The sequence below is a fragment of the Rhodococcus wratislaviensis genome (genome assembly GCF_041228765.1).
Lineage (GTDB): Bacteria > Actinomycetota > Actinomycetes > Mycobacteriales > Mycobacteriaceae > Rhodococcus_F > Rhodococcus_F wratislaviensis.
Window position 1 is genome coordinate 1,272,220 of sequence record NZ_CP150488.1, and the last position, 24,921, is coordinate 1,297,140.

The 24,921-nt window shown below is 67.4% G+C and carries 21 protein-coding genes and 1 pseudogene; 11 read left to right on the top strand and 11 right to left on the bottom strand.

All coding sequences use genetic code 11. The features are described from left to right. Nucleotides 1-165: 165 nt before the first annotated feature. From WKC72_RS05685 to WKC72_RS05695, 3 genes are all read left to right on the top strand, one after another. Nucleotides 166-2,271, top strand: a complete 2,106-nt coding sequence (locus WKC72_RS05685; protein ID WP_112299813.1) for a 3-hydroxyacyl-CoA dehydrogenase NAD-binding domain-containing protein — start codon at nucleotides 166-168, stop codon at nucleotides 2,269-2,271. A gap of 207 nt (nucleotides 2,272-2,478) precedes the next feature. Beyond that, the gene (locus WKC72_RS05690; RefSeq protein ID WP_176582585.1) at nucleotides 2,479-2,694 is read left to right on the top strand and encodes a hypothetical protein; all 216 of its coding nucleotides are present in this window, start codon (nucleotides 2,479-2,481) and stop codon (nucleotides 2,692-2,694) included. A 179-nt stretch (nucleotides 2,695-2,873) separates the two neighbouring features. Then, a complete protein-coding gene (locus WKC72_RS05695) occupies nucleotides 2,874-3,671 on the top strand; it encodes an esterase/lipase family protein (protein ID WP_370182002.1) in 798 nt (265 codons plus the stop codon). A 95-nt stretch (nucleotides 3,672-3,766) separates the two neighbouring features. On the opposite strand, the gene WKC72_RS05700 is transcribed toward WKC72_RS05695, so the two are convergent. Further along, the gene (locus WKC72_RS05700; RefSeq protein WP_370182003.1) at nucleotides 3,767-4,219 is read right to left on the bottom strand and encodes an Lrp/AsnC family transcriptional regulator; all 453 of its coding nucleotides are present in this window, start codon (nucleotides 4,217-4,219) and stop codon (nucleotides 3,767-3,769) included. A 134-nt stretch (nucleotides 4,220-4,353) separates the two neighbouring features. Between WKC72_RS05700 and WKC72_RS05705 the strand changes: the two genes are divergently transcribed. Beyond that, nucleotides 4,354-4,974, top strand: a complete 621-nt coding sequence (locus WKC72_RS05705; protein WP_037243300.1) for a LysE family translocator — start codon at nucleotides 4,354-4,356, stop codon at nucleotides 4,972-4,974. Between the two features lie 20 nt (nucleotides 4,975-4,994). Here WKC72_RS05705 and WKC72_RS05710 read toward each other — a convergent pair whose 3' ends face one another. The 3 genes and pseudogenes from WKC72_RS05710 to WKC72_RS05720 form a co-directional block, all read right to left on the bottom strand. After that, nucleotides 4,995-5,975, bottom strand: a complete 981-nt coding sequence (locus tag WKC72_RS05710; protein ID WP_370182004.1) for an MBL fold metallo-hydrolase — start codon at nucleotides 5,973-5,975, stop codon at nucleotides 4,995-4,997. A gap of 17 nt (nucleotides 5,976-5,992) precedes the next feature. After that, nucleotides 5,993-6,775, bottom strand: a complete 783-nt coding sequence (locus WKC72_RS05715; protein WP_037242977.1) for an enoyl-CoA hydratase/isomerase family protein — start codon at nucleotides 6,773-6,775, stop codon at nucleotides 5,993-5,995. 57 nt (nucleotides 6,776-6,832) lie between these two features. Beyond that, nucleotides 6,833-8,448, bottom strand: a pseudogene (locus WKC72_RS05720) (AMP-binding protein). 168 nt (nucleotides 8,449-8,616) lie between these two features. On the opposite strand from WKC72_RS05720, the gene WKC72_RS05725 reads away from it, so the two are divergent. From WKC72_RS05725 to WKC72_RS05740, 4 genes are all read left to right on the top strand, one after another. After that, nucleotides 8,617-9,471 (top strand): response regulator transcription factor, encoded by an 855-nt coding sequence (locus WKC72_RS05725; protein WP_370184270.1) that lies wholly within the window; start codon nucleotides 8,617-8,619, stop codon nucleotides 9,469-9,471. A gap of 171 nt (nucleotides 9,472-9,642) precedes the next feature. After that, nucleotides 9,643-11,004, top strand: a complete 1,362-nt coding sequence (locus WKC72_RS05730; protein WP_370182005.1) for an MFS transporter — start codon at nucleotides 9,643-9,645, stop codon at nucleotides 11,002-11,004. A 27-nt stretch (nucleotides 11,005-11,031) separates the two neighbouring features. Then, the gene (locus WKC72_RS05735) at nucleotides 11,032-11,853 is read left to right on the top strand and encodes an amidohydrolase family protein (protein ID WP_370182006.1); all 822 of its coding nucleotides are present in this window, start codon (nucleotides 11,032-11,034) and stop codon (nucleotides 11,851-11,853) included. Between the two features lie 27 nt (nucleotides 11,854-11,880). Then, entirely contained in the window at nucleotides 11,881-12,861 is a 981-nt protein-coding gene (locus WKC72_RS05740; RefSeq protein WP_370182007.1) for an NAD(P)H-dependent flavin oxidoreductase, read from the top strand. A 31-nt stretch (nucleotides 12,862-12,892) separates the two neighbouring features. On the opposite strand, the gene WKC72_RS05745 is transcribed toward WKC72_RS05740, so the two are convergent. Genes WKC72_RS05745 through WKC72_RS05755 form a run of 3 tightly spaced genes read right to left on the bottom strand, consistent with a single transcriptional unit; the run spans nucleotide 12,893 to nucleotide 16,058 of the window. Further along, the gene (locus tag WKC72_RS05745; protein ID WP_037242969.1) at nucleotides 12,893-13,654 is read right to left on the bottom strand and encodes an SDR family NAD(P)-dependent oxidoreductase; all 762 of its coding nucleotides are present in this window, start codon (nucleotides 13,652-13,654) and stop codon (nucleotides 12,893-12,895) included. A gap of 46 nt (nucleotides 13,655-13,700) precedes the next feature. Continuing rightward, complete coding sequence (locus WKC72_RS05750) at nucleotides 13,701-14,882, bottom strand: acetyl-CoA C-acetyltransferase (RefSeq protein ID WP_370182008.1); 1,182 nt, start codon at nucleotides 14,880-14,882, stop codon at nucleotides 13,701-13,703. Between the two features lie 33 nt (nucleotides 14,883-14,915). Further along, nucleotides 14,916-16,058, bottom strand: a complete 1,143-nt coding sequence (locus WKC72_RS05755; protein WP_370182009.1) for an acyl-CoA dehydrogenase family protein — start codon at nucleotides 16,056-16,058, stop codon at nucleotides 14,916-14,918. A gap of 101 nt (nucleotides 16,059-16,159) precedes the next feature. On the opposite strand from WKC72_RS05755, the gene WKC72_RS05760 reads away from it, so the two are divergent. Further along, entirely contained in the window at nucleotides 16,160-16,744 is a 585-nt protein-coding gene (locus WKC72_RS05760; RefSeq protein ID WP_037242963.1) for a TetR/AcrR family transcriptional regulator, read from the top strand. A 6-nt stretch (nucleotides 16,745-16,750) separates the two neighbouring features. On the opposite strand, the gene WKC72_RS05765 is transcribed toward WKC72_RS05760, so the two are convergent. Beyond that, nucleotides 16,751-18,622 carry a GAF domain-containing protein gene (locus tag WKC72_RS05765; protein ID WP_268788919.1) on the bottom strand — a complete coding sequence of 624 codons (1,872 nt, stop codon included), beginning with the start codon at nucleotides 18,620-18,622 and terminating at the stop codon, nucleotides 16,751-16,753. Nucleotides 18,623-18,727: 105 nt separating this feature from the next. Between WKC72_RS05765 and WKC72_RS05770 the strand changes: the two genes are divergently transcribed. Further along, nucleotides 18,728-20,095 (top strand): FAD-binding oxidoreductase, encoded by a 1,368-nt coding sequence (locus WKC72_RS05770; RefSeq protein ID WP_370182010.1) that lies wholly within the window; start codon nucleotides 18,728-18,730, stop codon nucleotides 20,093-20,095. Between the two features lie 449 nt (nucleotides 20,096-20,544). Here the strand turns inward: WKC72_RS05770 and WKC72_RS05775 are convergent, their stop codons facing one another. From WKC72_RS05775 to WKC72_RS05785, 3 genes are read right to left on the bottom strand one after another with little or no spacing between them, the layout of a single operon-like run. Next, nucleotides 20,545-21,522, bottom strand: coding sequence for a fumarylacetoacetate hydrolase family protein (locus WKC72_RS05775; RefSeq protein ID WP_112299822.1), 978 nt, complete (start codon nucleotides 21,520-21,522; stop codon nucleotides 20,545-20,547). Continuing rightward, a complete protein-coding gene (locus WKC72_RS05780) occupies nucleotides 21,519-22,301 on the bottom strand; it encodes a cyclase family protein (RefSeq protein WP_112299823.1) in 783 nt (260 codons plus the stop codon). Before WKC72_RS05780 ends, WKC72_RS05775 begins: the two co-directional genes overlap by 4 nt. A 12-nt stretch (nucleotides 22,302-22,313) precedes the next feature. After that, the gene (locus WKC72_RS05785) at nucleotides 22,314-24,071 is read right to left on the bottom strand and encodes a CocE/NonD family hydrolase (protein WP_370182011.1); all 1,758 of its coding nucleotides are present in this window, start codon (nucleotides 24,069-24,071) and stop codon (nucleotides 22,314-22,316) included. 91 nt (nucleotides 24,072-24,162) lie between these two features. On the opposite strand from WKC72_RS05785, the gene WKC72_RS05790 reads away from it, so the two are divergent. Next, nucleotides 24,163-24,774, top strand: coding sequence for a TetR/AcrR family transcriptional regulator C-terminal ligand-binding domain-containing protein (locus WKC72_RS05790; RefSeq protein WP_370182012.1), 612 nt, complete (start codon nucleotides 24,163-24,165; stop codon nucleotides 24,772-24,774). The last annotated feature ends 147 nt before the right edge of the window (nucleotides 24,775-24,921 follow it).

Genomic DNA, 24,921 nt, shown 5'->3' on the forward strand with positions numbered 1-24,921 from the left:
GTACGCCGGGTGCGGCGTGTGGTGGGTGCTTCCAGGATCGGTCAGCGAGGGGACATCCGGTTGTTCCAAATCGGAACACCAGGGCGCCGCGGAATCGGACACGACGGAGAGGCGATATCGGAGAAGACCGCGACACCCGCAATCAGCATCCGAGGAAAAGGGTCCATGAGCACGTCCCAGCAACACCAGCCATCACCGACAGTGCGGTACGAGGTACGCGACGGAGTCGCCGTCATCCGCCTCGCCAACCCACCCGTCAACGGCCTCGGGGACACCGTTCGCGCCGGACTCGCCTCCGCTGTCGCCCGTGCCGCCGCCGACGACCACATACGCGCCGTCATCATCGTCGGCGAGGGCAAGGGATTCTGCGGTGGCGCCGACCTGCGCCAATTCGGCACCCCCGCAGCGACCGCCGACCCCACCCTGCCGGACGTCCTCACCACCATTACCCACTCACCGAAACCGGTGATCGCCGCCATCCACGGTGACGCCCTCGGCGGTGGACTCGAACTCGCTCTCGCCTGCCACTACCGCATCACACACCGGGACGCGAAACTCGGCCTGCCCGAGGTGAACGTGGGCCTGATTCCCGGCGGCGGCGGCACCCAACGTCTGCCCCGGTTGATCGGCGCCGCGGCCGCGCTGCGGATGATCCAGCAGGGCACGCCGGTGTTCGGCACCCGGGCCGCCGAACTCGGTATCGCCGACGACTGCTTCGACGGCGACCCGCTCGGCGCCGCCGTCGACTTTCTCCGCACCCAGATCGACACCGGTACCTCGGGACCGGCGGTCGACAGTCTGCCGCCCGCCGACACAACAGGTGTCGACTTCGACGCCGCCCGCCGTACGGTGCGGCCCAGCACCCGCAACGGCCTGGCCCAGCTCACCGCCATCGACGCCGTCGAGACCGCGACCCGGCTTCCTACCGCCGCCGGGCTCGCCTTCGAGCGGGCCGCCTTCCTCGGCCTGCTCCGGGGCCCGGAATCCGCGGCCCTGCGGCACGTGTTCTTCGCGGAGAAGACCGCCCCCAAACTGTCCGGCGTTCCCGCCGCGTCCGCACGGCCGATCTCCCGGGTGGCGGTCATCGGCGCCGGCACCATGGGCAGCGGGATCGCCATGGCGTTCGCAAACGGCGGACTCCCGGTCACGCTGATCGAACAGAACCAGGACGCCCTGACCCGAGGAACGGCCCTGGTGCGCAAGACCTACGAATCATCCACCACCAAAGGCAAACTCACCGAGACGCAGGCACGCGACCGCATCGCGTTGATCGAACCGAACCTCGATCTCGACGCCGCCGCCGAGGCCGACCTCGTCGTCGAAGCCGTCTTCGAGGACATGACCGTGAAGAAGGAGGTGTTCGGCAAACTCGACGCCGTCTGCAAGCCGGGGGCGATCCTCGCGTCGAACACGTCCCGACTGGACCTCGACGAGATCGCACGTGCCACCAGCCGTCCGTCCGATGTGATCGGTCTGCACTTCTTCAGCCCCGCCAACATCATGAAACTCGTCGAGGTCGTCCGCGGGGAAGCCACCGCCGACGACGTCGTCGCCACCGGCCTGACGCTCGCGCAGCAGATCGGGAAGATCCCGGTGCTGTCGCAGGTGTGTGAGGGTTTCATCGGCAACCGCATGCTCACCCCTTATCGGCGCGAAGCCGAATTCCTCCTCGAAGAGGGTGCGACTCCGCAGCAGATCGACACGGCCCTGCACCAGTTCGGGTTCGCCATGGGACCGTGCGCGATGTCGGACCTGGCCGGCCTCGACATCGCCTGGGCTGCGCGCAAGCGACTGGCCCCGACCCGCCCGAAAGACGTCCGGTATTCGCGGGTCGCCGACACCCTCTGCGAGAACGGACGGTTCGGGCAGAAGAGCGGAGCAGGCTACTACCGGTATGAGAAGGGCAGCCGCACACCGGTTCCGGACCTCGCCGTCGACGAGATCATCCGCACCTGCGCCGCCGAGGACGGCATCGAACGCCGCACGATCACCGACGAGGAAATCATCGACCGCTGCGTACTGGCCCTCGTCAACGAAGGCGCCACACTGCTCGGTGAAGGAATCGCCCAACGCGCCTCCGACATCGACGTCGTCTACGTCGACGGATACGGATTCCCCGCCTTCCGCGGCGGGCCGATGTACTACGCCGAATCCCTCGGTCTGGACGTCACCCTGCAGAAGATCCGCGACTTCGAGAACGTACACGGTCGAACGTGGACCCCGGCACCACTACTCGCACAACTCGTCGACGCTGGTCGCACCAGCTTCTAGGCTTCGGCTGCAACGGGTTCCGTCCTTCGATGGAAGGGCGGAACCCGGGTCTTCGGCGACGGCCCGATCCGCGGCCGCACGGTCCTGGTGCACGGTGTGCTCGGCGGCGTCGGATCGATGGCCACACAACTGGCCCGGTGGGGCGGCGCGACCGTGATCGCCGCCTACGGCACCGGCGAGGGCAGGCCCAGTCTCCCGTTCTGACCGATGCTGTTCGACAACATCACCATTCGCTTGCTGGGTAGTGACGATTTTCCGGCCGAAGCCAAACAGCAGGCCGCCACCGATCTGACCGCCGCCGCGGCGGACGGTGCCCTGTCGATCACCATCGATGAACCCGTCCCCCTCGATCAGGCCGCGCGTGCTCACGACCTTGTCGACCGCGGCACCCGCTCGCGAATCCTGCTGGCTGTGCCGGACTGAACACACCCGAGATGCCCGTGGGTTCGGGTTACCATCTGGGCGTGAAATACGAGGTGGGGAGGCTTCGAAACATGGGTGGGCGACGCACGAGTGTTCTCATTGCAGTGGTGGTCGGATTCGTTGTGACTGCGGGAGGGGCCGCGCAGGCGGCGCCATCCACGGGATCCGTGGATCCGGTCGTGCTGCCTGTGGGCGAGGTGGTGACTCCGCTGATCGACTGCAGTCTCAGCGCCGCGAATCCACGCCCGGTGATCGTGCTGCCAGGCGCGGACGGCACTACGTCCGATACCGCGGACCAGTGGTCGACGGTCACGTCAGCGTTGCGCGAATCAGGTACCTGCACCCTGGTGTTCCAGGGTGGTGTCGTCGACGGAAGACGCTGGGCCGGAAACATTCCCGACGAGGCAGCCCAGCTCGCGACGTTCGTCACTTCGGTGAAGGACGCGACGGGTGCGGATACCGTCGACCTCGTCGCGCATTCGGCCGGCACGGTCGTGTCGAATTACTACCTGAAGGTGCTCGGCGGTGCGCAAGACGTGACGCATGCTGTCTTCCTGGCACCGGAGGGACGGGACTGCGACGGTACCGGCTTCCTCGCCACGTTCGGCATCCACAATCCGCCCATCACCCCGGTGCAGGCGCTGCAGGCGCTGCCGTTTCTGTCGCCGCTGCTCGGGCACGCCTCATCGGAGCTGGCGGTCGCCCTGCAACTGGCACCCGGCTCGGAAGTGCACACGACGGTGTTCGGCGACGGGCCGATCACACAACCCGGTGTCAGCTATTCCGTGCTGGCCACTGCGAACGACGAGATCGCGACACCCGCCGGGACGTGCTCGTTCATCACCGAGCCCGGAGTGACGAACACGCTGTTCGAAGAGGCTTACCCGGACGCGCCCGCGGTCGACCACTCCAGCCTGCGCTCCAGTCCGTACGCCGCCGCCTGGATCCTCGATCAACTCGAAACTGAAGGTCGCTGACCGGTCCCGGCCGATGCTCCCGACGATCACGCGGTAGCCATGGGGTCGGGTTCGATCAGCCCTGTCCGCGTGATTCGCTGAAGCTGATCGATCCCTCATAGAGGCAAGGGTCGATTGTCGGCCACGCTCTTCATGACGAGGGTGGAGCTGAGGCGCTGGACGCCGGGGAGGGTGGCGAGGCTTTCGTCGTAAAGCGTCTGGAAGTCGGGTAGGTCGCGGGTGATGACCCGCAGGAGGTAGTCGGGGTCGCCGAACAATCGTTGAGCCTGCAGGACATGGGGAATGGCGGCGACGGCCTGTTCGAATTCCTCGATGGTGTCGCGGTCGGCGGCACGCATGGTGACGAAGACGAGCGCCTCGAAGGTGAGGCCCAGTGCGCGGGCGTCGAGTTGTGCGCGGTAACCGCTGATCGCGCCGGAGCTCTCCAGTGCGCGCAGACGGCGGTGGCAGGGCGAGATGCTGAGTCGGACTCGATCGGCGAGTTCGGTGAGGGTGAGTCGACCATCTTGCTGGAGCTCGGCAAGAATTTTCCTGTCTACGTTATCCATGTGGAAGATTTTCCCCCACCGCGGTGGTGTTCAGGGAATCTTTGGCAACGTTTTCTCCCCCGTTCTTTCTAATCTTTCTTATCGGGACCGCCGGGCGTTCTGGTGTTCCGAGAGTGTGAAGGATGAGTGAGATCATGGCGATCGGTACCGTTGCTGCGTTCTGGGCGGTGTCTTTTCTGTTCGTGCTGACCCCGGGGGCGGATTGGGCGTACGCGATCGCGGCGGGGCTGCGGCATCGCACCGTGGTGCCCGCGGTGGGTGGACTGTTGACGGGCCATGTGGCGATGACTGTGGTGGTGGCCGCCGGCGTCGCGTCGTTGGTGGCCCGCTCGCCGTTGGTACTGACTGCGTTGACGGCGGTCGGGGCGGCGTACCTGGTGTGGCTCGGGATCGCGATGCTCGCAAACCCCGTGGCGCTGCCGCAGGCAGGGGCGGAACAGGCGTCGGAATCGTGGGTTCGGCAGGCGGTCAAAGGACTGGGAATCAGTGGACTGAACCCGAAGGTGTTTCTGCTGTTTCTGGCGCTGCTGCCGCAGTTCACCGACGCGGGCGCGCGGTGGCCGCTCGCGCTGCAGATTGTGCTGTTGGGTTTGGTGCACACGGCCAGCTGCGCGGTCGTCTACACGGGGGTGGGGACTGGTGCGCGGGTGGTGCTGCGGGCACGGCCAGCCGCGGCGCGGGTGGTGACCTGGGTGTCGGGGGCGGCGATGATCGTGATCGGTGTAGTGCTGCTGTTCGAGCGCGTGGCCGGATAGCCTCGGCGACAGCGGTATGTTCACAGGCCTCGCCGGCCTGCCGGCGCCGGCCAGGCCCGAGGGAACGGAGCCTGCAGCGTTTCCGGCATGACCGGGCTGTATTCGGCGGCCGCGTGAAGTCGGTTGTCCCGAACCACGACGGCGCCGCTGCGGATCATGGTGTCGATCAGTTCGGCGGCCAGGGTTTCGGGTGTCCTGCGCAGCAGCGCGGCCGCGTCGACGAGCCACGCACGCGCGAGCAGGTAGGACTCGACCTCGTCGGCGGAGATGCCGCCGCGAATCATCAACGCGAAGGCGAATATTCGCCGGGCGCCGTACCATATTGCGCCGTCCGGGTCGTCGACGAGACGCCGGCCGCGACGCAGTGCGGCAGCGAATGCGGCGGTGGGTTCGGCGGGAATCGGGCCGTGGGCGGGTAACAGAACCCGCGGCTCGAGGTCGGCCAGTCGTTGCAGCGAGGCGACAGCGGTAGTCGCGGCGTCAGGCCCGTCGAGGGCGAGGTTGACCCAGCCGACGTCGTAGTCGGACAGCGCATCTCCGACCACCAGTAGTCGCTCCTCGGGTTGCCACAACGCCACGTGGCCGGGAGTGTGGCCCGGCGTGTGGAGGACCTCCCAGTCGGCGTCACCGAGCCGGAGTAGTTGCCCGTCGTCGAGCGGCTCGTCGACGGTATAGGGGGCAACCGGCTGGTCGAGGTACTCCGCTGCACAGCAGCCCGGGTCACGTCGGGCGATGGCGTCGGCGTCCGGGGCGCCGGCCGCGATGCCGGCGCCCCCCGCCTGCAGTAGACCGTTGCCGCCGACGTGGTCGGCGTGCCAGTGCGTGTTCACGACCCGGGTGAGGTTGCCGCTGTGCGCGCGCACCCATTCGGCTGTCCGCTGCGCGTGCCCGACGAAGCCGCTGTCGACGAGCGCCGGTTCCCGCCCGTCGATCAGCAGCAGGTTGGCATCGGGAAACGGCCGCTGCCGCCAGATCACCCAGTCCGGCAACCGTTCATCCACGCCGCTGTCCACCCCGCTCACCACTCCGCGGGGCGGCCCTTGAGCTGTTCCCAGTACCGGCGGTGGGCGCGCCGGGACGGCTCGCTCGTCATGCCTGCGGCCAGCTCGTTCCGGTCCAGTGGGTCGGAGAGGTCCGCGATGTCGCGCAGGGCTGCGGCCTGCAGGGCCCGCTTGGTGTAGGCGTAGTTCTCGATGCAGTCCTCGGGGGTCGACTCGGCGATGGCGACGGCCCGATCGAGTAGTTCCTCCGCCGGCACCAGTTCGTGCACGATGCCCATGGAGTACGCCTCGTCCGAGGTGAAGATCTCGCCCTGCAAGCAGGTGCGCGACGCCACGGGTTCTCCCCAGGCGTAGGCCAGCATCCGCAGATACACCGCGGGCATCGGGATTCCGATCGGCACCTCGTTGATCCCGAATCGGGCGCCGTCGGGGACGGCGACGCGGCGATCACACACGGCGGCGGTGATCAGGCCCCCGGCGAACGCGTGCCCGTTCACCGCGGCCACCGTCGGCCGCGGATAGGTGAACAGCCGCATGTTCGTCGCCCGGTAGTCCTGGAACCAGGACGCGACCGCCTCGGTGTCCCCGGCGAAGAGCGGAAAGTGTTCTCCGAGATCGAGTCCGGCCGAGAATCGGGTACCAGTCCCGGTCAGCACCACCGGGGACTGCGGGTGGTCGCGTTCGAGTCGGTCGAACGCGTCGTGCAGGTCGGCGAAGAATGCGCGGTTCTGCGCGTTGACCGGGTTGGTGTTCATCGTCACCACGGCGACGCGACCACGCCGTTCGATTGTCCAGCTCATGCAAATTCCTCCGTACAGATTGTCGTGAATGTGGTTCGAGTATGGGCGTGTTCGGGCCTACAGCCCGAGGATCTGAAGGGCTTGTTCCCGCATCTCCACCTTGCGGACCTTGCCGCTGACGGTCATGGGGAACTGGTCGACGCAGTGCACGTAGCGCGGGACCTTGAAATGCGCGATTCTGCCCTTACAGAACTCCCGCAGGCTCGACGCGTCGATCTTCTCGGCTCCCTCGCGCAGCCGCAGCCAGACCATCAGCTCTTCCCCGTACTTGGTGTCGGGTACCCCGATCACCTGCGCGTCCAGGATGTCGGGATGGGTATAGAGGAACTCCTCGATCTCCCGCGGGTAGATGTTCTCCCCGCCGCGGATCACCATGTCCTTGATGCGCCCGGTGATGGCGACGAACCCGTCCTCGTCCATGACCGCGAGGTCGCCGCTGTGGATCCAGCCGTCGGCGTCGATGGCCTTGGTGGTCCTCTCGGGTTCGTTCCAGTAACCGAGCATCACCGAGTAGCCCCGGATACACATTCACCGGACCGCCCCCGTGGCACGGTCTCGCCGGTTGCAGGATCGACGACCTTGACCTCCACGTGGGGGTGGGCGCGGCCGACGGTGGACACCCGGCGGTCCAGGGAGTCGTCCACCCAGGTCTGTGTGGAGGCAGGGGATGTCTCGGTCATTCCGTAGGCGATTGCCACCTCCGGTACCCACTGGGTGACCTGCTTCATGATCTCCACCGGGCACGGTGAGCCCGCCATCGCGCCGGTGCGGACCGACGACAGGTCGTAGGACGCGAAATTCGGGACATCGAGCATGCTGATGAACATCGTCGGAACCCCGTACACCGAGGTGCACTGCTCGTGCGCACAGGCTGTCAGCGTGGCGACCGGGTCGAACGACGGTGACGGAATGACGACACACGCGCCGTGCGTGCTGGCCCCGAGGTTGCCCATGACCATGCCGAAGCAGTGGTAGAACGGCACCGGCACGCAGATCCGGTCCTGCTCGGTGTAGCCGAGCAACTCGCCGACGAAGAACCCGTTGTTGAGGATGTTGCGGTGCGAGAGAGTGACGCCCTTCGGGAAACCGGTGGTCCCCGACGTGTACTGGATGTTGATCGGGTCGTCCGGTGACAGGCCCGCCTGCACTGCGGTGAGCCGTTCCGATGAGGCCTGATCTCCGCGGATCAGCAATGAATCCCACTCGTCGCTGCCGAAAATTATCACCCGATCGAGGCCCGGGCAGCGGGGCGAAACCTCCGTGACCATCGCCTCGTAGTCGGAGGTCTTGAACGACGGGACCGCGAACACCAGCCGGATCCCAGACTGGGTGAGGACGTACTCGAGTTCGTGGGAGCGGTATGCGGGATTGAGGGTCACCAGGATGGCACCCACCTTCGCCGCGGCGAACTGCACCAGCACCCATTCAGGACAGTTCGGGGCCCAGATCGCAACCCTGTCTCCGGGGACGATCCCCTCTTCGAGCAGGGCAGAAGCCAGCGCATCGACGTCGGCGCGGAGGCCGGCGTACGTCCACCGCCGGCCCGTGGGAACGTCGACCACAGCCTCGCGCTCGGGAAATCTCGCGGCGGTCCGGTCGAAGTTGTCGCCGATCGTCATCTCCAGCAGCGCCCGCTCGGTCGGACCGACGCTATGACTCAGCCTGGTGTTCATGTGTGTTCCTCCGTTCTGGGAGGAATGTGACCTGTGAAACGAACGGAGCGGGACCCCCGAAGGTAGGTCGGGGAATGTCGTACCCACCTTCGTGGGTACGACGTTGCCACGGTGTGACGACACTCACTAGCCTCGGCATCAGATGTTTAGTTGGAGGCCGACGTGACCATGTCATTCGAAACCGATACGCCGATCGAACGGCGCATCCTCGCGCGCTCGCTGGAAACTCTCCGCAAGCACGCCGGTATGGACATGGTGTTCGGTGGGCCGGTGCATCACGGGGCAGCGGCGATGGAGATCACCGACCTGACCGGGGTCCGCACTCGCTCGGCGGTGAACCTGATCGTTCGCAACGGCGAGGGACTCGGCGGCAAGGCACTGATGCTCGCGCGCCCGGTGTCGGTGGCCGACTATTTCTCGGCGCAGGGCATCACCCACGTCTACGACCACGCCGTGCGACCGGAGGCGATCGAGACCCTGGCCGCGCTTCCGATCATCGTCGACCGTGTACCCCGGATCCTCGTCTACCTGGCGGCCCGAACCCACGTGCGCTTGGGCGACCGCTGGTTCGACAGCTTCACACCGCTGGTCCGTCGGCTGGAGCGCGACATCGCGGTCGAGGACGAGGTACGGCGGCGGCTGAGCTTGATGCGAAACAACACCGATTCCGACCGGATGGTGCTCAGCCGAGCCGACCTGCACGATATCGCCCAGGAACTGACGGACCTGGCCGGCCAGATCGAGGACGACACCCTGCGCGCCCGGGTCGAGGCCGTCGGGAACCGGTTCGCACCCGTCCCGACGCCGGCCGGATCCCAGGATCCACCGACCTTGCTCCGGCCCCGCGAGATCGACGTGCTCGAACACGTGGCGCGGGGTCTGAGCAACCGCGAGGTCGCCGAGGCCCTCGGCTTGCTGCCCAACACGGTGAAGTCCTACCTCAAGAGCGCCATGCGCAAACTGCACGCGACCAACCGTGTGCAGGCGATCCTCGCAGCCCGCGAGCGCGGTTTCCTCCGCTGACCCTGCCGCGATGCGGGCACGGCACGGCACGGACCGTACCCCCGAAAGTAGCTGTCCCGGTAGGCAACCCACTTAGGAGGGTGTTGCGCTGGGTGTAACGGCGCTCACACTGCTCGTCGTACGCAGTCCTCCGCCAGCGGGCGGACGGGCCCACCGAGCAGGAGATCTCAGATGTCCCGAACCGTCGATCCGGTGAACAACCCACCGACCACCCCGATGCGTCGCGTCGCCATAGCAAGCTGCACCGGCACCACCATCGAGTTCTACGACTTCTTCATCTACGGCACCGCGGCGGCACTGGTCTTCCCGAAGGTCTTCTTCCCCGCCCTCGGTACGGCCGCCGGCACCGTCGCCTCCTTCGCCACGTTCGCCGTCGCGTTCGTCGCCCGCCCCCTCGGCGCCGCGATCTTCGGCCATTTCGGTGATCGGATCGGCCGCAAGAAGACCCTGGTCAGCACACTGCTGCTGATGGGGATCAGCACCGTCCTCATCGGACTCCTGCCCGGCGCCGGCACGATCGGCGTGGCCGCACCACTTGCCCTGATCGCGCTTCGGATCGCGCAGGGCCTCGCCGTCGGCGGTGAATGGGCCGGGGCAACCCTGCTGGCCACCGAATACGCCCCCACCGGCAAACGGGGCCTGTACGCGGTGTTCCCGCAACTGGGGCCCTCACTGGCCTTCGCGTTGTCCAACGGCACCTTCCTTGCGGTCAACCTCTTCGTCGGCGAGACCTCGCAGGCGTTCCTCGACTACGGCTGGCGGATTCCCTTCATCGCCAGCGCCCTCCTCGTGCTGATCGGCCTCTATGTCCGGCTGAAGGTGGAGGAGACCCCGATGTTCGCCCGGCAGGCCACCCGGGCCCGCCGCGCCGGTGCGGGGCCGCTCCTCGGAGTCTTCAAGAGCCAGCCCCGCGAGTTGCTCGTCGCCGCCGGATCCTTGGCGATGATGTTCGCGTTCTTCTACATCGGCACCGCGTACCTCACGTCGTACGGCACCGCCACCCTTGGTCTCAGCCGCACCACAGTGCTCTCCCTCGGCCTGATCGCCGCCACCGTCTTCTGTGCCGCGATCATCCTGTCCGCCATCTACTCCGACCGAATCGGCCGCCGCAAGATGGTGCTCGCCTCCTGCCTCGTGGCGATCCCCGGCGGGCTGGTGCTCTTCCCCCTCCTCGACACCGGCTCCCCGCTCGCGTTCCTCGCCGGCCTGGCCCTCGCCCTGGTCATCATGGGCGTCTCCTACGGGCCTGCCGGGGCACTGCTGCCGGAGATGTTCCACACCGAATACCGCTACACCGGCGCGGGCATGGCCTACGCCATCGCCGGAGTCATCGGCGGCGGTACCGCACCCATGCTCGCCGCGGAACTGACCTCCCGATACGGCAGCACCGCGGTCGGGTGGATGCTCGCCGGCTTCGGCCTCCTCAGCTTCGCCTGCGCGCTCGCCCTGCCCGAAACTCGGCACCGCGACATGGAAGAGATCGGAACCGGGGACGTCAGCCGAGCGTCCCGTCCGGTTTCCGAAACCGCTTGAGAAGAAAGCACTTCGAGAGTCAATATGATGACCGACACGATCGATTCCTGGATGCAACACCCGACCCGGCGATGGCTCGACATGCCGTTCCTGGACTCCCTGCGACGCTGGTCGAAGGGAACCATCCCCGATGCCGAACCGCCGGTGTCGTGGACGCTCGACCGCATGGACGAAGCCGGCGTCGACCTGGGCCTGCTCAGCGCCTGGCACGGCCCCACGGGACCGCTGATCAGCAACGTGGAGGTCGGGGACATCGTCAAACGGCACCCGGACCGTTTCGTCATGGTCGCCTCGGTCAACCTCCACCAGCCGATGGAAGCAGTCCGGGAACTGCGCCGGTCTGTCGAGGAATTCGGCGCCTGCGCACTGCGGATCCTGCCGTGGCTGTGGGACCTGCCGCCGGACGACCGCCGGTACTACCCGCTGTACGCGGCGTGCTGCGACCTCGACATCGCCTTCTGCACTCAGATCGGCCACACCGGCCCGCTGTGCCCCTCCGAACCCGGGCGTCCGATTCCGTATCTCGATCGCGTGGCACTCGAATTCCCCGAACTACGGATCATCGCCGGTCACATCGGCGTGCCGTGGACAGGTGAAGCGATTTCGCTGGCCACGAAGTACCCGAACGTCTACATCGATACCTCCGCGTACAAGACGTCCCGTTATCCGGCGGAGATTGTCGACTACCTTCGCGGGCACGGCCGGCACAAGGTGCTGTTCGGTTCCAACCACCCCGCCTGGCCGGCACCCGACTGCCTCGCGGGGTTGGACAAACTCGAACTCGACGAGCCGATCCGCACAGCATTCCTGCGCGACAACGCAATCCGTGCGTTCAAACTCCCTTCCTGACCGACAACGCAACAGCTAGGAAAGCACATGTTCACCAACACCTTCACCGAGACCTTCGGGATCGAGCACCCCATCGTGTGCGGCGGCATGACCGCCGTCGGCACCGCAGATCTGATCAGCGCCGTGGCCAACGCCGGGGCACTCGGATTCCTCACCGCCCTCACCCAGCCCACCCCCGAGGCATTGGTCAAGGAGATCGCCCGCTGCCGCGACCTCACCGACAAGCCGTTCGGGGTCAATCTGACGATCCTGCCGACCATCCAGCCGGTGCCCTACGACGAATACCGCGACGCCATCGTCGACAGCGGCATCCGGATTGTCGAAACCGCAGGCGGCAACCCTGGGCCGCACCTCCCCGCGTTCAGGGCCGCCGGTGTGAAGGTGATCCACAAGGCGGTCTCGGTGAGGCACGCCCTCAAAGCGCAGCAACTCGGGGTCGACGCCGTCAGCATCGACGGCTTCGAGTGCGCCGGGCACCCCGGCGAGGACGACGTCCCCGGGCTCGTGCTGATCCCCGCCGCGGCCCGGGCACTGTCGATCCCGATCATCGCCAGCGGCGGAATCGCCACCGGCGCCGGACTCGTCGCCGCCCTCGCGCTCGGCGCATCCGCGGTCAACATGGGCACCCGTTTCATGGCAACCACCGAGGCGCCCATCCACCACAACGTCAAACAACAGATCGTCGATAACACCGAACGCGACACCGTCATCGTCTTCCGCGAGTTCCACAACTCCGCCCGCGTTGCCCGCAACTCGGTCTCCGAAGAAATCGCGACCCTCTCCCGCGAACCGGGTGCGACCTTCGACGACATCGCCCATTTGGCCAGCGGCGCCCGCGGCCGCGAGCACGTGTACGGCAACGGTGACGTCGAAGGCGGCATGTGGTGGGCCGGTCAGGCCCAGGGCCTGATCGACGACATCGGCAGCTGCGAGGAGGTGGTCGGCTCGATCCTCACCGAGGCTCGGCAGATCATCACCCGCACACTGCCCGATCAGATCACCCGCTGACTCGGTGCCGCCGGCAGCAACCGCCGGTCGCCTACCTGGGACCCATGCGGATGGCTCCGTCGAGGCGGATGGTTTCGCCGTTGAGCATGGCGTTGTCGATGATGTGCGCGGCGAGGGCGGCGTATTCGGTGGCCTTGCCGAGCCGGGAGGGGTGCGGCACCTGCTGTCCGAGGGACTTCTGCGCCTCCTCGGGGAGCCCGGCCATCATGGGCGTTTCGAAGATTCCGGGTGCGATGGTGACGACGCGGATGAGGTGGCGGGCCAGTTCGCGGGCGATCGGCAGTGTCATCGCCGCGACGCCGCCCTTGGATGCCGCGTAGGCGGGCTGGCCGATCTGGCCGTCGAACGCGGCGACGGAGGCGGTGTCGATGATGACGCCGCGTTCCCCGTCGACGGGTTCGGTCTGGGCGATCTTCTCCGCGGCGAGGCGCAGGACGTTGAAGGTGCCGACGAGGTTGATACGGACGACGCGTTCGAAGTCCGCGAGGGGAAGGGCGCCCGCCTTGCCGAGAACCTTGCCGGGCGTGGCGATTCCCGCGCAGTTGACCAGCACGCGGAGGTCGCCGAGCGACGCGGCGAAGTCGATCGCGGACGTGACGTCACCGGCGGAGGTGACGTCGGCGGCCGTGAAGTAGGCGCCCTTCCCGATCTCCTTGGCGGCCACTTCCCCGTCGGACGACGGGAGGTCGAGCAGCACGACCTGGGCGCCGCGCTCGTGCAGGGCACGGGCGGTGGCGTTCCCGAGCCCGGATGCTCCGCCGGTGACGACAGCGACGGCTCCATCGATCTTCACAAAGTTCTCCTCGAATGTGGTTGCGGCAGTGATAGGAAAGGGGGAGTCAGGGGACGCGCAGGATCAGGGCGTCGCCCTGTCCGCCGCCGCCGCAGAGGGCGACGGCGCCGGTGCCGCCGCCGCGGCGCTGCAGTTCGAGCGCGAGGTGCAGGGTGATGCGGGCGCCGGACATGCCGATCGGATGACCCAGGGCGATGGCACCGCCGTTGACGTTGACCCGGTCGGGGTCGACACCCAGTTCGCGGGTGGAGGCGATCCCGACCGCGGCGAACGCCTCGTTGATCTCGATCAGATCCAGCTCCGAGGCCGAGATACCTGCCGCGTCACAGGCTTTCGCGATGGCGCCGGACGGCTGGAGCTGCAGACCCGAATCCGGTCCGGCGACCATGCCGTGCTCGCCGATCTCGGCCAGCCAGGTCAGTCCCTCGGCCTCGGCGCGCTCCTTGCTCATCACGACCACGGCGGCGGCGCCGTCGTTGATCGTCGACGCGTTCCCCGCGGTGACGGTGCCGCCGTCCCGGAACGCGCCGCGCAACCGCGCCAGGGTCTCGGCGGTGGTGTCGGGGCGGATGCCCTCGTCGCGGCGCAGCCAGGTGCTCTCACCCTTGCGGGCGGGGATCTCGACCGGGACGACCTCGTCGTCGAAGACCCCGTTGTCCCAGGCCTTGGCGGCCAACTGGTGGGAGCGAGCAGCGAACGCGTCCTGGTCTTCGCGGGCGATGACGTCCCTGTCATTGCCGGCCTCGGTGAGCAGCCCCATCGGCTGATCGGTGAATGCGTCGTGCAGACCGTCGAGGGCCATGTGGTCGACGAGGGTGACGTCGCCGTACTTGAAACCGCTGCGTGAACCGGGCAGCAGGTGCGGTGCCTGGCTCATCGACTCCATGCCGCCGGCGACGATCACGTCGAACGCGCCGGACCGGATGAACTGATCGGCGAGGATGATCGACTCGACCCCGGACAGGCACACCTTGTTGATGTTCAGCGACGGGGTGCTCATCGGGATGCCGGCCTTCGCGGCGGCCTGACGGGCGGGCATCTGCCCGGCGCCTGCGGTGAGGACCTGCCCCATGATGACGTACTGCACCCGGTCCGGGGCGACACCGGCCTTGCCGAGCGCCGCCTCGATGGCAATGGCGCCGAGGTCGGCGCCGGAGAATCCGGCGAGAGAACCCTGCAGACGGCCGATCGGGGTACGGGCGCCGGCGACGATCACGGAGGTGGGCATGAGGCGAAGAGCCTTTCTCGGGTAGTGGGTGCGTCAGTTCGCGGCGAGGGTGCGGCTGATGACCAGGCGCTGAATCTGGTTGGTGCCCTCGAAGATCTGCGTGATCTTCGCTTCCCGCATGTACCGCTCGACGCGGAAGTCGCGGGTGTAGCCGTAGCCGCCGAGCACCTGGACGGCGTCGGTGGTGACCTTCATGGCGGCGTCGGTGGCAACGAGCTTGGCGACGGACGCGTTTCGCGAGTACGGCAGGCCGGCGTCGCGGCGGCGGGCCGCGTCGATGTAGGTGGCGCGCGCGGAGTCGACGGCGGCGGCCATGTCGGCGAGCAGGAAGCCGAGGCCCTGGTGGTCGATGATCTTCTTCCCGAACGCGGTCCGCTCCTGTGCGTAGGCGACGGCCTCGTCGAGGGCGGCCTGCGCGAGACCGACGGCGACCGCGGCGATGCCCAGTCGGCCGGAATCGAGTGCGCTGAAAGCGATCTGCAGACCCTGACCCTCTGCGCCGATCCGTCGTTCCGCGGGCACGAAGGCGTCGTCGTAGTGCGCGGACGTCGTCGGCACGGCGTGCAGGCCCATCTTCTCCTCGGACTTGCCGAACGTCAGTCCTTCGGTGCCCTTCGGGACCAGGAAGCAGGAGATTCCCTTCGATCCCTCACCGGTGCGGGCGAAGAGGTTGTAGAAATCGGCGATGCCGCCGTGGGTGATCCATGCCTTTGCGCCGTTGACGACGTACCCGCCGTCGGTCGCGGTGGCCTTGCAGGTCAGTGCGGCGGCGTCGGACCCGGCCTGCGGCTCGGACAGGCTGTAGGCGCCGACGGTGTTGCCGCCCAGCATCTCCGGGAGCCACTGCTGCTTCTGCTCGTCGGTTCCGAACGCCATCAGCGGGTGGCAGGCGAGGCTGTGGACGCTGACCGCCACCGCGACGGAGGCCCAGCGGGCGGCGATCTCCTCGAGCACCTGCAGGTACACCTCGTAGGGTTGTGCGCCGCCGCCCCACTCCTCCGGGTACGGCAGGCTCAGCAGTCCGGCCTCGCCGAGGGTGGCGAACACCCCTTCGGGGTAGGTCTCCGCCTTCTCGTGCTCGTCGACGATCGGCGTCAGGACCTTGTCGGCGACGTCCCGCGTGAGCTGGATCAGGTCACGGGCTTCGTCAGTAGGCAGCAAGCGATCGACGGCCACGGTTTCTCCTCGAGAAGGCTACGGAAAACAGTACTGGATTACGCCCCAGGGTACTGATTGCGAAATAGTACTGCAAGGCATCGCCCAGTACTATTTCTGTCATGGAGCAGCCCACCCGAACCGGTTTCGCCACCCGACGGCGCACCCAGCTCTTCGACGCCCTCGTCGACCTCATCCTGGTCGAGGGGTTCGCCCACCTGACGCTCGACGAGATCGCGAACCGGCTGCGCTGTTCGAAGTCGACGCTGTACACCCTCGCCGGCAGCAAAGAACAGCTGGTCCGGGCCGCCACGGTGCACTTCTTCCGCCGCGCGACCGAGGACGTCGAGTCCCACATCGAGCCGATCACCGGGGCCCGTGCGCGGATCACCGCCTATCTGTCGGCCGTGGGCAACGCCCTCTCCGCCGCATCCGACCAGTTCATGGCCGACCTCGACGCCTTCCCGCCGGCCCGGGAGGTGTACGAACGGAACACCCAGTTCGCCGCCGCGCGGGTCCAGGAGTTGATCACCGAAGGTGTCGCCGGCGGGGACTTCCGCGACGTGCACGCCGCGTTCGCCGCCGACCTCGCCGCCACCATGATGGTCCGCATCCAGCAGCGCGGGGTCCGTGACAGCACCGGACTCGACGACGCGCACGCCTACGCGGAACTCGCGGCCATCCTCACCGGCGGCATCAGCGCCTGAACCGGGTCACCGAGTGCGAGTGCCGAGAAGTTCCGCGGTTCTGCGCAACCGCATCAGCACCTGCAGATCGAGAGCCTTGTCGGGGTTACGCCAGTCCGGGCCGAGGAGGCGATCGATCGCGTCGAGACGCTGGTAGAGGGTGTTGACGTGCACGCCGAGACTCGACGCGGTCGCCGCATGGTGGCGGCCGTGAGCCAGATACTCCGACAGTGTTTCCAGCAGTGGCACTCCGCGTTTGGCCTGCTCCGTCATCAGCGGCCCCAGTTGGGCCTCGGTCAGTTCGTCGAGGTGCTCGCGGGCCAGGTGGCTCAGCAGGATCCGGTAGATGCCCAGACCGCGCGCGGACGAGACCTCGCCCGCGCGACCCAATGTGTCGAGCACGTCGACGGTCTGCTGGGCTTCGACGTACGCGTCGGCGAGCGCCTTCGCACCGCGTGCGGGCTCCGCGATGCCGATCGTCGCGTCGAGCCGTCCGGCGGTGAACACCCCCCGGACAGAGGCGGAATCCTTGGCGGGCACGACTGCCAGCGCCCGTGAACCGTGTTCCGCTGCAACGGTTCCCGAAGGGAAGGGCAACGTCCCGAGAGCGGTGCGGACCGACGTGTTCTGGCCCGTGGTGATCGCCACGGCAATGCAGTACGTCGTGTCGGGGTTCAGCCCGGCCAACCGCAGTTGGCGGCGCTCGTCCTGTGCGGTGGCGGCGGGATGGGTCAGCAGGTCGACGAGAAACGCATCCCGTGCGCGCCGCGTCGCCTCCCCCGCGGCACGTTCCTCGGCGAGCGACAGTGCGATCGCGGGTGCCGCGCGTTCGAGCAGCAGACGCGTGGTCGGCTGCCCGGCTCCCACGGACAGGAGTGCGCCGAGCATCTCGCCGGCCGCCGCGACGCGCTGCGCGATCACCTCGCCGCGTTCGACGTGGTCCTTCCCGCCCGCGCGTAGTTCACCGACCGCCGCGGACACGTCGTCGGCGTGCGGTATCAGGTCGACGGGTAACGCGGATTCGTCCTGCACGAAATAGGCCGGTTGCCGGGAGAGCTGAGCGACCTCCTGGACCAGCCGCTGCACCCCCGCGCCGAGCAGCACCACCTGAGTCAGGGTCCGATCCCATTGCAATATCTGTTCGAGCTCGATTGTGCGCTGCGACAATTCGGTGTTCGCCGATTCGAGCCGTGCGACGGTGTCTCGCTCACGTTCCAACGAGCGCACGTTCTCGATCGCGATCGCCGCATGGGCTGCCAGTGCCGACAACAGCGCGATCTCGGATTCGGTGAAGGCCCGTTCCTGACGCTTGCACGCGAACAGTGCGCCGATGACGCGATCGGCGACGCGCAGGGGCACCCCGAGCAGGCCGCGCATGTTCTCCGACCGCGCCGCACTGTCGGCTCCGGTGATGTGCCGGAACGCCGGTTCGCTCTGGTAGTCGGGCGTCCACTCCGGCGCGGACCTGCGGACGATCAGGCCCACGAGTCCTTCGTCCAGGGACAGTCGGATTCCGACGAGGTTCGGGGTCAAGGCCCCGCTGGTGACCTCGATGACGAATTCCTCGTCGTAGACCGATCCCATGTAGGCGAGATCCACGCCGAGCAGTTGCCGCGCCTGATCGACCACTTCCTGCAGCAACACCCGGTCGTCGCGAACCGTCGTCAAACGGACGGCGATGTCGTTGAGCGCCGCCAACTCCCTACTGCGCTGTTGGCGCTGGTCGAGCTGCGCCCGGAGCCGGAGCGCAGCGTTGGCTTCGCGTTCGACCGCGGCCCGGTCGGACGCGCCGGATTCCTCGATCAACGTGCGCCGGAGGGCATCGAGTTCGTCGATCGGTGCGTCGTCGAGCAGCAGTTCCATCCAGCCGCGATCGGCAGTACTCACTGGTGCCTCCATCCATGGGCAACTGGATTTGATAGATGAAATCTACATTGGCCGAGATCCAGATCACAGCTAGATTCGAGACATCACCTTCTCGCCCGCAAAGGACCGGTTTTCGTCATGTTGATCGATGCGCTCTTGGCAGCCCTTCCCGCGGATCGCGTCGTGCGCGACCCCGACGTTGTCGCCAAGTACCAGCACGACGAAGCGGAGTGGGCGCCGTACGCCGCCCCGGTCGCGGTCGTCAGGCCCCGAACGGCCCTCGAAGTCCAGGCGGTCGTGCGCGCCTGCCTCGACCACGACACCGCCGTCGTCACGCGGGGTGCCGGCACGGGCCTGTCCGGCGGAGCCAACGCGACCGACGGCTGCGTCGTCCTCGCGCTCGAGGGCATGAACGCGATCAAGGAGATCGATCCGCTCGAGCGGTACGCCGTCGTCGAGCCCGGCGTGGTGAACGACGATCTCCGCGCCGCGTGCGCCGAACACGGACTCTGGTATCCCCCGGATCCGGCCAGTTCACCGTGGTCGACGATCGGAGGGAACGTCGCCACCAACGCGGGCGGACTGTGCTGCGTCAAGTACGGCGTCACCCGTGACTACGTGTTCGGCATGCAGATCGTCACCGGCACCGGTGACCTCGTGCGCCTCGGACGCAAGACCGCCAAGGGTGTGGCCGGTTACGATCTGGCGGGCCTCATGGTCGGCTCCGAGGGAACGCTCGGCGTCATCACCGAAATCACCGTCAAGTTGCGCCCACTCCAGGACCCGCAGCGCACGGTGGCCGGCTACTTCGACTCCATAGTCGACGCGGGCCGGGCCGTCAGCGCGGTGGCCGCGGCGGGGCTCACCCCGTCGGCGCTCGAACTGGTGGACAAGCAGTGCCTCATCGCCGTCGACGCCTGGAAGAAGATGGGCCTGTCCGTGGAGGCGAACGTCGTTCTGCTCGGCCGCATCGACACCGCGGGAGTCGTCGGCGACCAGGAAGCGGAAAAGATGCTGTCGTGCTTCGACGAAGCCGGAGCCACGTGGTCGGCCGTCTCCACCGACCAGGAGGAGGCGGACGCGTTGTTCGCTGCGCGTCGTCTGGCCTACCCCGCGATGGAGCGACTCGGACCGGTGCTCACCGAAGATGTGTGCGTGCCGAAACGGGCCGTCCCCGAAATGCTTGCGCGTATCGAACAGATCGGCATCGCCCACGAGACCACCATCGCCAACATCGCACACGCCGGTGACGGAAACCTGCACCCGCTGCTCATCACACCCCGCGACGACGAGGCGGCTCGCGCCCGGGCACAGGCCGCCTTCGCGGACATCATCGACGCGGCACTGGAACTCGGCGGCACGGTCACCGGCGAGCACGGCGTCGGTCTCCTGAAGATGGACGGCCTCGCCCAAGAACTCGATCCGGTCGTCCTGGGCATGCATCGAGCGGTGAAGAACGCCCTCGACCCGCGCGGAATCATGAACCCCGGGAAAATCTTCGAGTAGTCCGTCTAGCTTCCTTCTGTTCGTTCGGCGACGAGGGTGATGGCGCCCAGGTGGTCGCGGTAACGGTGGAAGGTCCGCCAGATGTCGGCGAGTCGTGGCAGCACGGTGGGGTGTGCGAGGGCGCGGCCGAGGAAGGCTGCGAGTGAGGTTCGCCGGTGAGCGCCAGTGCGGTGGTTTGTCCCAGACCGGGCCACATCTCCACGACGTCGTCGTCCGCGCTGATGCCGAGTGTGTCGATCATGCGCCGGGACGGGCCGAGTCCGCCCGGCCTCATGACGCGTTTGCCGAGTCGCCCGAGCATCCAGTGGGCAGGCATCCGGCGCAGGGACAGCCCTTCGCCGAGCCGCGGGGAGGGAGAGTCGGAATTCTCCATGGGGTGAGCATAGCCTGCCCTTACTCTCTGATTCGGCCTCTCGCCGCCCATCAGCGGGCGGCGAGAAGCCCACGGCTCACAGCCGAGCAGCCTCTCCGCGGCGGTCGTCGCCGAACGACGCACTGACAGAGGGCCGGCGGCGCGCTGGTGGAACCTCGTGGAGTGGTGGTCCGGCGATCACGGTGTTGTGGATGTTGCCGATGCCTTCCACGGTCATGCTGACGGTGTCACCGATGCGCAGCGGCGGTGGTTGTCGATTTCCACGCCATCCCCACAGTTCGGCGAGGCAGCCGCCCCCGCAGGTTCCGGATCCGAGTACGTCACCGGGCCGCACCCAGGTGCCGCGGCTGGCATAGGCGATCAACTCGGCGAAGGTCCACGCCATGTTCGCCAGGGTGTCGCCGCCGATGCGGGTGCCGTTGACGAAGACGTCCATGTTCAGGTCGAAGCGACCATCGACCTCGTGGTCGACGAACTCGTCCACGGTGACCAGCACCGGTCCGAGGGTGGTGGCAGTGTCCTTGCCCTTGGCCGGTCCGAGCCCGACACGCATCTCCCGGCCCTGCAGGTCGCGGGCGGACCAGTCGTTGAGGATGGTGAACCCGGCAACGTGATCGAAGGCTTCATCCACGGTCAGGTTGTAACCGGCTGCGCCGATCACGACGGCGACTTCCAGCTCGAAGTCGAGTACCTCGCAGCCCGGCGGCATCGGCACCGTTGCGCCCGAGCCGATCGCCGCATGTGGGTTGGTGAAGTAGAAGGCGGGTGCCTCGTACCAGGCGTCCGGGATCGCGCCGGCTCCGGTGACCGCGCGCAGCGAACCGGCGGTGTGCTGTTCGAAGGTGATGAAGTCACGGATGCTGCCGACCGGAACCGGCACCGCCAGTTCGGTGGTCGGATCCCAGGGCAGCCGGTGACCGGTCAGGGCCGCCTTCGGGTCGTCGGCGGCGAGCACGCCGAAGACGTCGGCGGATTCCGCCAGCAGCGTGATGTGGTCACCGTCGACGATGCCGTAGCGCTGGACACCGTCGACGACCAGGGAACCGATTCTCATGCCGGCTCCTCGTCGAAGATGGCCACGGCGCGGGTCCATCCGGCCGAGGCCTTGTGAATCTTCACGGGGAAGCACGCCACCTGGAAACCCGAGGACGGGATCGACTCGAGATTGCCGAGCTTTTCGATGTGGCAGTACCCGATTTCGCGGCCGGCACGGTGGCCCTCCCAGATGATGCCGGCGTCCTGGGTCTCGGCGTACCGCTGGGCGGTGTAAACGAACGGTGCGTCCCAACCCCACGCATCGGTGCCGGTGACCCGCACGCCCTGGCGCAGCAGGTGCAGTGTCGCCTCGCGGCCCATGCCGCAGCCGGTGTTCACGTAGTCGTCGTGGCCGTAGCGGGCGCCGGCGCTCGTGTTGACCAGGACGATGTCGAACGGGGAGAGGGTGTGTCCGATCCGGTCCAGTTCGCGGTCGATGTCCGCGGTGGTGACGACGTAGCCGTCGTCGAAGTGCCGGAAGTCGAGTTTGACGCCGCGCCCGAAGCACCACTCGAGCGGGACTTCGTCGATGGTGATGGCCCGCTGGCCGCCGTCCATGGTGGACGCGTAGTGGTAGGGGGCGTCGAGGTGGGTGCCGTTGTGGGTGGACAGCTGGACGCGCTCGATGGCCCACCCTTCCCCGTCGGGAAGGTTGTCGACCCGAGCGCCGGGAAAGAACTGCAGCAGATCACCACGTGTGTGTTCGTGGTCCAGGTAGTCGATCTCGGGTCGATGACCGGGTGGGTCGGAGGGAATACCTGCCTGCAATGACACGGACAGATCGATGATTCGTCGCATGATTTCGGGCCCTTACTGCGGGATCACGGGAAGGAGCAGGGAGGTGCCGGCGTCCCGGCCGGTGTGCACTGTGGTGGTGCCGTCGAAGATGCCGGCGGGCCGGTCGTCCGGATCGTCGTGCGGGGTCAATCCGTTGCCGCGCATCTCGATGCCGTAGATCACCGGCCACGGTCCGTCGCCGGGCATGTCGAAGTCGCGGCCGGCGAGGGTGACGCCGAGCCGGTAGCCGGTGGGCACGACGATGGAAGTAGGCCAGATCTCGACCTCCAGATCGACGGCCTCGCCCGGCGTCAGCGGCTGCTTGCTCGTATGCCGGTGCCACGGGCGGTACGGCAGACTGGCCTCCTCGTCCAGCTCGCGGTGGGATGCGCGCAGCCAGCCCACGCCGAGCGCACCGTGGGGATCGATCGCGTCCACCAGCGAGATCTCGTTCCCGTCGGGGTCCTGCACGCGCAGGGTGACGATCAGGTCGGCGTCGGTGGTCGAGGACGCCAGACGTACGCGGGCGGAGGCCGGTCCGGTGATCTCCAACGGCCCGGTCAGCGGCGCGGTCCAGAAGTCGACACCGGGCCCCAGCGCCGCAAACTCGGCGGTGCCCTCGGCCGGTGGTTCGGTCGGGCTCATCGCTCCGGACGCGGCGTCGAGGTGGAACCGCGTCCACTGCGTGCGGGCCAGCGGCCATTCCTGTTCGTCGCGGCCCTCGAACGAGCCGTCGAGGTGGCGCACGTTCAGTCGAACCGGGGGCTGGTCTCCCCAGCCGGTCGCCTCGCCTTTGAGGAAGTGGCCGAAGAATCGCTTCTGCAGGTCGACGCCGTAGTCGGTGTAGAACTCCGCGTAGTGCTCGTGACCGTGCACCTCCAGCCACTTCTGTGAAGAGGACACCTGGGCGTAGGCGTCGAAATTGCCGCGGGTGTGCAACCGGTGCGCCCAATTCGCCGCCGACAGCACCGGGACCTCGATCCGCGTCAGGTCCGGGGTGCGGGCCTGCGCGAATTCGTCGAGCAGCTCCCGGCGCTTCCCCTCCCCGATCGAGTCGACCCGGTTCGCGACGAGTTCGTCGTCGGTCAGTGTCGGCGGTCCGGCGACCAACTCACCGGTGTTGGGATTGCGTCGGCCCCGCTCCCCGGCCCCGTGCTGGACGGTGAAGATCTGGTGCTCCTGCCACGCCTGGCCGAACCGGGTCAGGATGCCACCGTGCCGGTTCAGGTCTCGGTAGAAGTCGGTGAAGCCCTCCCACGGGCAGATCGCCGTCAGATGCGGCGGACGCAGTGCCGCCACGAGCCACTGGTTGGCCGCGTAATAGGAGATCCCGAGCAGTCCCACCCGGCCGTTCGACCAGTCTCGGGTGCCGGCCCATTCGATGGCCTCGTAGTAGTCGCGGGCCTCCTGCTCGCTGAGCATGTCCAACAGTCCGGGCGAGCGGCCGGCGCCGCGGGAATCGACCCGAATGCAGATGTATCCGTCCGGAACCCACTTCTCCGGATCGACGGTCTCCCACACCTGGTAGCGGTTGCTCGACCCGGCCGCTGCCTCCGGATACGCGCTGATCAGCTGCTGCCACATCGGCCCGAATCCCTCTTGGAACGCCAAGCCTTTGCCGTACGGCCCGAGAGTCATCAGCACCGGGTGTCGGCCCTCGTCGTCGGGCCGGAAGACGTCGGCCCGCAGGATCGTGCCGTCCGCCATCGGTACGGGTACGTCCCAGTCGATGCGCATTCCGTCCGCCGTCTCGCTGCGCTCGGTGATCTCCGCACTGGTTTGCGATGTCATGACTACCCACCTTCTTAAGTCCAGAAACTTGCATTAACAGTATGAGCTGAGTCACGTGATAAACGCAAGGGTCTTGCGTTAAGGTGGGGTCATGAGTGATCAAGGAGCCCAGCGTCGACCCGGTGGCCGTTCCGCTCGAGTCCGCCGCGCAGTCCTCGATGCCGCTCTCGACGCGCTGCACGAGCACGGCATGGAGGGCATGGCGGTCGCGGATGTCGCGTCCCGGGCGGGCGTGCACGAGACATCCATCTACCGTCGGTGGGGCACGCGCGAGAACCTGATGATCGAGGCGCTGCTCGAGGAAGCAGAAGAATGGGGCCAGGTGCCCGACACCGGATCGCTTCGCAACGATCTGATCGCCTACGCCGGTCGGCTCGTGACTTACCTGACCAGCCCGGTCGGCTCTGCCTTCGACAGGGCACTGGCTGCCTCCGGCGACGACCCCGCCGCCACCGAGGCGCGCAACCGGTACTGGGAGACGCGCTTCGCGCGGTCGAGTGAGATCGTGAAGCGAGCAATCGGACGGGGTGAGCTGCCCGAGACCACCGATGTCCGACTCGCCATCGAAATGCTGGTCGCCCCAATGCACTTCAAGGTCGTGCTCACCCGCGAACCTCTCGACCCGGAGCTACCCGAGCTCCTCGTCGACTCACTCCTGCACGGGCTCGTCGGACGCGGCGACTCCGACGCCTCGACGGCGTGATGCACACCCTGGTCGCCGAAGGCGGTGATTCTCTCCATTGATCCTGTCGCGGTGTGGGTGATTTCTCCATGGTTTCCACGCGATCCGGCTCATACAGTGGTCTGCATCACATTGCCCGGTCGGGCGCCCACTCTTCAGGAAGCCGAG